Raw genomic sequence first — 7,568 nt, forward strand, 5'->3', positions numbered from 1 at the left:
GCCGTCCGCAGGACGAGCAGGCCCACGATCGCGAGCACCATGACGACGGCGACGGCCGGCCACAGCCAGCTGTTCCAGCCGGACGCGCGGCGCAGCAGCACGACCGCCCAGATCCCGGTGACGCCGAGCGCCGCCGGCAGCACCCACGCCCACCGCCGGTCGGTGCGCAAGGCGCGCAGCAGCATCGCGCCGCCGCCCCCGCACAGGGCCGCGACGCCGGGGGCGACCGCGGTCGTGTAGTAGGGGTGCATCGTCCCTTCGGCCGTGGCGAAGGTGACGTAGTGCAGCAGCAGCCAGCCGCCCCACAGGACCAGCGCGGCGCGCGTGAGGTCGGTGCGCGGGGCGCGGCCGCGCAGCACCAGACCGCCGACGAGGGCGATCGCCGCGAACGGGATCAGCCAGGAGATCTGCCCGCCGAGGGTGTCGTTGAAGAGCCGGCCGAGCCCCGCGCTGCCGGAGAAGCCGCCCCCTCCGCCACCGCCGCCCCCGCCGTTGCCCTCGCCGCCGAGGACCCGGCCCAGGCCGTTGTAGCCCATGATCAGGTCCCAGGCGGAGCCGTCCGTGGACCCGCCGATGTAGGGGCGGTCGTCGGCCGGCACGAGGGAGACGGCCGTGGCCCACCAGAAGCTGGAGACCACGAGCACCACGGCGGCGAGGGCCAGGTCGCGGACCTTCCTCGCCCAGCCCGGCCGGGAGGCGTACAGGTACACCGCGAGGACCACGGGCAGCGCGATGTAGCCCTGCAGCATCTTGGTGTTGAAGGCCAGGCCGAAGCAGAGGGCCGAGCCGAGCAGCGGCAGCAGGCTGCCGTCGCGGGTGGCGCGCAGCGCGAGGGCCGCGCCGCCCACCATCAGCAGCACGAGGAGCGTGTCCGGGTTGTTGTCCCGGTTGATCGCGACCGTGATCGGGGTCAGGGCGAGGACGAGGGCGGCGACCGTCGCCGCCGCGTGGCCCCACACCCGCTTCACGCAGGAGTGCAGGATCCAGATCGTGCCGAGTGCGGCGCCGATCTGCGGCAGCATCATCTGCCACGTGCCGAAGCCGAGGACCCGGCAGGACAGGCCCATCACCATCAGCGCGAACGGCGGCTTGTCCACGGTCAGGAAGTTGCCCGCGTCGAGGGAGCCGAAGAACCAGGCCTTCCAGCTCTGGGTGCCGCTGTAGACCGCGGCGCTGTAGAAGCTGTTGAGCCCGTCGGACGACAGGTTGACGGCGTAGAGCACCGCGGCCAGCGCGAGGATCGCGAGCAGCGCGGGCAGCGACCAGCGCGGCGTGCGGTGCACGGTCGGCGCTGCCGACGGCGGGGCGGGGGCGTGGGGGAGCGGTTCGGTCGCAGAGGTCACCAGGGAAAGGTGCACCGCGCGGGTGGGCGCGGGCTGTGCCAGGCCTGGGTGCCACCTGTGGGTGCGGGAAACCGGGCACGGCCCTGCCACCCGGCGAAGGCCCGTTACGAAGCCCCGGCACGAAGGCGGGGTGTCGCGGATCGGGGCGGCGGATTGTTGCGCCGGGATGAAATCCGCACCCCCTCGCGTTGGCCCTTCGGCAGGTCAGCACGAGCGGGAGGCGGCAAGAGTGGCGGAACAACGGGGCTGGGCGCGCAGGCTCGCGGGATACGCGTGGCGGTATCCCAAGGACGTCGTGCTCGCGCTCGGGGCGTCGCTGGGCGGCATGGCCGTCATGGCGCTCGTACCGCTGATCACCAAGGTCATCATCGACGACGTCATCGGCGACCACTCCCGGTCCATGGGGACCTGGGCGGGCGTCCTCGTCGGCGCGGCCGTCGTCGTGTACGTGATGACGTACGTCCGCCGCTACTACGGCGGACGGCTCGCCCTCGACGTCCAGCACGACCTGCGCACCGAGATGTACGCGACGATCACGAAGCTCGACGGGCGGCGCCAGGACGAGCTGTCCACCGGGCAGGTCGTCGGCCGCGCCACCAGCGACCTCCAGCTCATCCAGGGCCTGCTCTTCATGCTCCCGATGACCATCGGGAACGTCCTGCTGTTCCTCATATCCCTGGTGATCATGGCGTGGCTGTCGCTGCCGCTCACCCTCGTCGCGCTCGCCGTCGCCCCCGCCCTGTGGTTCATCGCCAAGCGCAGCCGCTCCCGGCTGCACCCGGCCACCTGGTACGCGCAGGCGCAGGCCGCCGCCGTCGCGGGGGTCGTCGACGGGTCCGTCAGCGGCGTCCGCGTCGTGAAGGGGTTCGGGCAGGAGGACCAGGAGACCGGGAAACTGCGGGAGGTCGGGCGCAAGCTGTTCGCCGGCCGGATGCGGACCGTGCGGCTCAACTCCAAGTTCACCCCGGCCCTGCAGGCCGTGCCCGCCCTCGGGCAGGTCGCGATGCTCGCACTCGGCGGCTGGCTGGCCGTGCGCGGGCAGGTCACGCTCGGCACCTTCGTCGCCTTCTCCTCCTACCTGGCGCAGCTCGTCGGCCCGGTGCGGATGCTCGCCATGGTGCTGACCGTCGGCCAGCAGGCGCGGGCCGGCGTCGAGCGCGTCCTCGAACTCATCGACACCGAGCCGAGCATCGAGGACGGCACGAAGGAGCTGCCCGCCGACGCTCCCGCGACCGTCGAGTTCGACGACGTCTGCTTCGAGTACGCCGGTGCCGACCGGGCCGTCCTGGACGGGCTGTCCTTCGAGATCCGCGCCGGGGAGACCCTCGCCGTCGTCGGCTCCTCCGGCTCCGGCAAGTCGACCGTCTCGCTGCTGCTGCCACGCTTCTACGACGTCACGCACGGCGCCGTCCTCATCGGCGGCCACGACGTGCGCGAGCTGACCCTGTCCTCGCTGCGCGCCGCGATCGGGCTCGTCCCCGAGGACTCCTTCCTGTTCTCCGACACCGTGCGCGCCAACCTCGCCTACGGTCTGCCCGACGCCACCGACGAGCAGATCGCCGCGGCCGCCCGCGCCGCACAGGCCGACCGGTTCATCGCCGAGCTGCCCGACGGCTACGACACCAAGGTCGGCGAGCACGGGCTCACGCTCTCCGGCGGCCAGCGCCAGCGCCTCGCGCTCGCCCGCGCCATCCTCACCGACCCGCGCCTGCTCGTCCTCGACGACGCCACCTCCGCCGTGGACGCGCGGGTCGAGCACGAGATCCACGAGGCCCTCAAGCAGGTCATGGCCGGGCGCACCACCCTGCTCATCGCGCACCGCCGCTCCACCCTGAACCTCGCCGACCGCATCGCCGTCCTCGACGGCGGCCGCCTCGCCGCCCTCGGCACGCACGAGGAGCTGGAGGCCGCGTCCCCGCTGTACCGGCGGCTGCTGACCGACCCCGACGAGCTGGGCGGGGTGTCCCCGGGGCATGCCGTGCCGGCCGCCCCCGCCGAGGACACCTCCGTGCGGGAGGAGCTGGACGCCGCGTTCGACGCCGAGCGGGGCGTCACCCCCAGGCTGTGGACCGGCGACCGCGAGCCCAAGGACACCGCGCTGTCCGGGATGCCCGCGACGCCCGAACTGCTCGCGCAGGTCGAGGCGTTGCCGCCCGCCACCGACACCCCGGACATCGACGAGGCGCGGGCCGTCACGGCCGAGGACGCGTACGGGCTGCGCAGGCTGCTGCGCGGGTTCCGGACGCCGCTGCTCATCAGCCTCGCGCTGGTGGCGGTCGACGCGGGCGTGGGCCTGCTGCTCCCGATCCTCATCCGGCACGGCATCGACCAGGGCGTCTCGCAGCTCGCGCTCGGCGCCGTGTGGAGCGCCGCCGCGCTCGGGCTGGTCGCCGTACTCGTGCAGTGGGCGGCGCAGATCGGCGAGACGCGGATGACGGGACGCACCGGCGAGCGGGTGCTGTACTCCCTGCGCCTGAAGATCTTCTCCCAGCTGCAGCGGCTCGGACTCGACTACTACGAGCGGGAGCTGACCGGGCGGATCATGACCCGGATGACGACGGACGTCGACGCGCTGTCGACGTTCCTGCAGACGGGCCTCGTCACCGCGTTCGTCTCCGTCGTCACGTTCTTCGGCATCATGGCCGCCCTGCTCGTCATCGACGTCCAGCTGGCGCTCGTCGTGTTCGCGACGCTGCCGCCGCTGATCATCGGCACGTACTTCTTCCGGCGCGCCAGCGTGAAGGCGTACGAACTGGCGCGTGAGCGGGTCTCCGTCGTCAACGCCGACCTGCAGGAGTCGGTGGCCGGGCTGCGCATCGTGCAGGCGTTCCGGCGCGAGGGGGACGGCGCACGGCGGTTCGCGGCCGGCAGCCACAGCTACCGCCAGGCCCGCACCCGGGGCCAGTGGCTGATCTCGGTGTACTTCCCGTTCGTGCAGCTCCTGTCGTCGGTGGCGGCCGCGGCCGTCCTGATGGTGGGCGCGCACCGCGTCGACGCGGGCACGCTCACGACCGGCGCGCTCGTCGCCTACCTCCTCTACATCGACCTGTTCTTCGCCCCGGTGCAGCAGCTCTCCCAGGTCTTCGACGGCTACCAGCAGGCCACCGTGTCGCTGGGCCGCATCCAGGAACTGCTGCGCGAGCCGACCTCCACGAAGGCCGCGAGCGAGCCCCTCGACGTCCTGTCCCTGCGCGGCGAGATCGCCTTCGAGGACGTCGAGTTCGCGTACGGCGACGACGAGGCCGCGCTCAGCGACGTGGCGCTGCGCATCCCCGCAGGGCAGACCGTCGCCTTCGTCGGCGAGACGGGCGCGGGCAAGTCGACCCTGGTGAAGCTGGTCGCCCGGTTCTACGACCCGACGGGCGGCCGGGTCACCGTCGACGGCACCGATCTGCGCGACCTGGACATGACGAGCTACCGGCACCGGCTCGGCGTCGTCCCGCAGGAGGCCTACCTCTTCCAGGGCACCGTCCGCGACGCCATCGCGTACGGCCGGCCCGACGCGAGCGACGCGCAGGTCGAGGCGGCGGCGCGGTCGGTCGGCGCGCACGACATGATCGCCACGCTGGAGGGCGGCTACCTGCACGAGGTCGCCGAGCGCGGCCGCAACCTCTCCGCGGGCCAGCGCCAGCTGATCGCCCTGGCCCGCGCCGAGCTCGTCGACCCGGACATCCTCCTGCTCGACGAGGCCACGGCCGCCCTCGACCTCGCCACCGAGGCCCAGGTCAACCAGGCCACCGACCGCATCGCCGGCAAGCGCACGACGCTGGTCGTCGCCCACCGTCTGACGACGGCGGCCCGCGCGGACCGCGTCGTCGTGATGGACCACGGCAGGGTCGCGGAGGACGGCACGCACGCGCAGTTGCTGCGCCTCGACGGGAAGTACGCGGCGCTGTGGCGGTCGTTCGTGGGGGAGGACGCGACGGCGGTGGCGTGAGGCGCGAGGTGGACGGCGGTACCGCGACCATCCGATGTCCGGTACGCGCCGTCCGTCCGGCCGTGGTGCAACCGTCCGGGCCGTGTCCCGCGTCCGTTCATCAGTACGCTGGTGCCGATGTGGCGGGAGGGGCTGCGATGCGTAGAGGTGAGGGTGGCGGTATAGGCGGCGTACGGCGCCTGCGCGGGCCGCGCAGGATGCTCGCGGGCGCGCTGACCGCACTGGTCTCCTCCGGCCTGCTGGTCGTCGCGGGCCCGGGCGTCGGTGGCGCGCACGCCGCCGCGCTCTGCCCCGGCCACAAGGTCCGCAGCCTGTCCTTCGCCACGGGGAGCGCGGTCGTCTACAAGAGCGGCAGGTACGTCTGCGCCGTCACCCTCGCCAAGCGCGCTGGCGCCCGCCAGTACATGTCGGTCGGCCTCCAGGCCCGCGGCAGCCGGGCCGTCGTCGACGCGGGACGCTTCACCCACCACGCGGGCCCGGTGACCGTGCACTCCGGACACCGCTGCGTCCGCGTGACGGGCCGCGTCGGGTCGAAATCAGTCGGTTCGGGCTGGATTCTGTGCTGAACCCGGTCTGAACCGGTACCGGGTGTCATGCTGAGCGGACACCAAGTACCCCTGGTGGTGCGCGAGTTGCTCCGATAGTTTCCGGACAGTTGTGCAACGTGACGTAACTCCAGGGGAGGGTGCATGCGCAAGGCGCTCAGATGGCTGCTGTCACTCGTGGTGCTGATAGGCACCGTGAGCGCGGCCGGGTTCACGACGGCCACCGCGGCCGAGCGACCGGCGGCCGCCGCCACCGACATCAAGGACAGGCTCCTCGCCGTACCCGGCATGAGCCTCGTGGAGGAGAAGCCGTACACCGGCTACCGCTACTTCGTCCTCAACTACACCCAGCCGGTCGACCACCGGCACCCGTCCAAGGGCACGTTCCAGCAGCGCATCACCGTGCTGCACAAGGACGTCAGCCGCCCGACGGTCATGTTCACCAGCGGCTACAACGTCTCGACGACCCCCTCGCGCAGCGAGCCGACCAAGATCGTCGACGGCAACCAGGTCTCCGTGGAGTACCGCTTCTTCACGCCGTCCCGGCCGCAGCCCGCCGACTGGTCCAAGCTCGACATCTGGCAGGCGGCCAGCGACCAGCACCGCATCTACCAGGCGCTCAAGCCCGTCTACGGCGCCAACTGGCTGACCACCGGCGGCTCCAAGGGCGGCATGACCGCCACGTACTACGAGCGCTTCTACCCGCGGGACATGGACGGGGTCGTCGCGTACGTCGCCCCGAACGACGTCGTGAACGACGAGGACTCCGCGTACGACCGCTTCCTCGCGAACGTCGGCCCGAAGGACTGCCGCGTCGCCCTGCAGAAGGTGCAGCGCGAGACGCTCGTGCGCCGCACCGCCCTGGAGAAGAAGTACAAGGAGTACCTCGCCGCCAACAACTACACCCTGAACACGGTCGGTTCGCTGGACAAGGCCTACGAGGCGACCGTCCTCGACCTGGTGTGGGGCTTTTGGCAGTACCAGCCGGAGTCCGCCTGCGCCGACGTCCCGGACGCCAGGACCGTCACCGACCAGGCGCTGTTCGACTACGTCGACGCCGTCGGCGGCTGGTCCTCCTACGCGGACCAGGGCCTGGAGCAGTACACGCCGTACTACTACCAGGCGGGCACCCAGCTGGGCTCGCCCGACATCAAGCAGCCCTGGCTCGGCAAGCTCTCGCGCTACGGCTACCAGCCGCCGCGCAACTTCGTGCCGCGCACCATCCCCATGAAGTTCGACGGGCGGGCGATGCCCGACGTGGACAACTGGGTGCGCCACCACGCGACGCGGATGCTGTACGTGTACGGCGACAACGACCCGTGGGGCGCCGAGCGCTTCCGCCTCGGGCACGGCACGCGGGACTCGTACGTGCTGACCGCCCCGCACGCCAACCACGGCGCGAACGTGGCCGGCCTGAACGCCGACGACAAGACGCTCGCCACCTCGCGCATCCTCGCGTGGGCGGGCCTGTCCGGTACGACGGCCAAGGCACCGCACGACGCGAAGCTGGACCGGCCGGACACCGCGCGGGAGTTCACGCTCCGCCCGTGACCGCAACGCAGTGACGGGGAAGAGGGGGCCGCACGCCGCGGCCCCCTCTTTCTCTTCCTGTGCTCACAGCTTCTCCGCGCAGCCCACCGGCGCGGCCCCGCCCAGGGCGACGTACAGCGCCGTGGCCCCGGGGCACTGCGCGCGGGCCGTCACCGCGGAGCGCACGCGGTACTGCGGCCCCCGCTCGCCCGA

4 protein-coding genes are annotated in these 7,568 nt (G+C 72.3%); 3 read left to right on the forward strand and 1 reads right to left on the reverse strand.

The annotated features are described in order from the left end of the window. Positions 1–1,343 (reverse strand): glycosyltransferase family 39 protein (locus G3I40_RS15955; protein WP_343244943.1); only part of this gene is annotated, 1,343 nt, incomplete at its 3' end. A gap of 229 nt (positions 1,344–1,572) precedes the next feature. Here G3I40_RS15955 and G3I40_RS15960 point away from each other — a divergent pair. From G3I40_RS15960 to G3I40_RS15970, 3 genes are all read left to right on the forward strand, one after another. Further along, entirely contained in the window at positions 1,573–5,280 is a 3,708-nt protein-coding gene (locus tag G3I40_RS15960) for an ABC transporter ATP-binding protein (RefSeq protein WP_164302828.1), read from the forward strand. Between the two features lie 197 nt (positions 5,281–5,477). Beyond that, positions 5,478–5,846, forward strand: a complete 369-nt coding sequence (locus G3I40_RS15965; protein ID WP_164302830.1) for a hypothetical protein — start codon at positions 5,478–5,480, stop codon at positions 5,844–5,846. 123 nt (positions 5,847–5,969) lie between these two features. Continuing rightward, positions 5,970–7,376, forward strand: coding sequence for a S28 family serine protease (locus G3I40_RS15970; protein WP_164302829.1), 1,407 nt, complete (start codon positions 5,970–5,972; stop codon positions 7,374–7,376). Positions 7,377–7,568 lie beyond the last annotated feature (192 nt).

The sequence above is a fragment of the Streptomyces sp. SID14478 genome (genome assembly GCF_010548525.1).
GTDB lineage: Bacteria > Actinomycetota > Actinomycetes > Streptomycetales > Streptomycetaceae > Streptomyces.

Excerpts from the sequence above, each read along its gene's own strand:
- G3I40_RS15965 (WP_164302830.1), top strand. The coding sequence starts at position 5,478 with ATGCTCGCGGGCGCGCTGACCGCACTGGTCTCCTCCGGCCTGCTGGTC.
- G3I40_RS15970 (WP_164302829.1), top strand. The coding sequence starts at position 5,970 with ATGCGCAAGGCGCTCAGATGGCTGCTGTCACTCGTGGTGCTGATAGGC.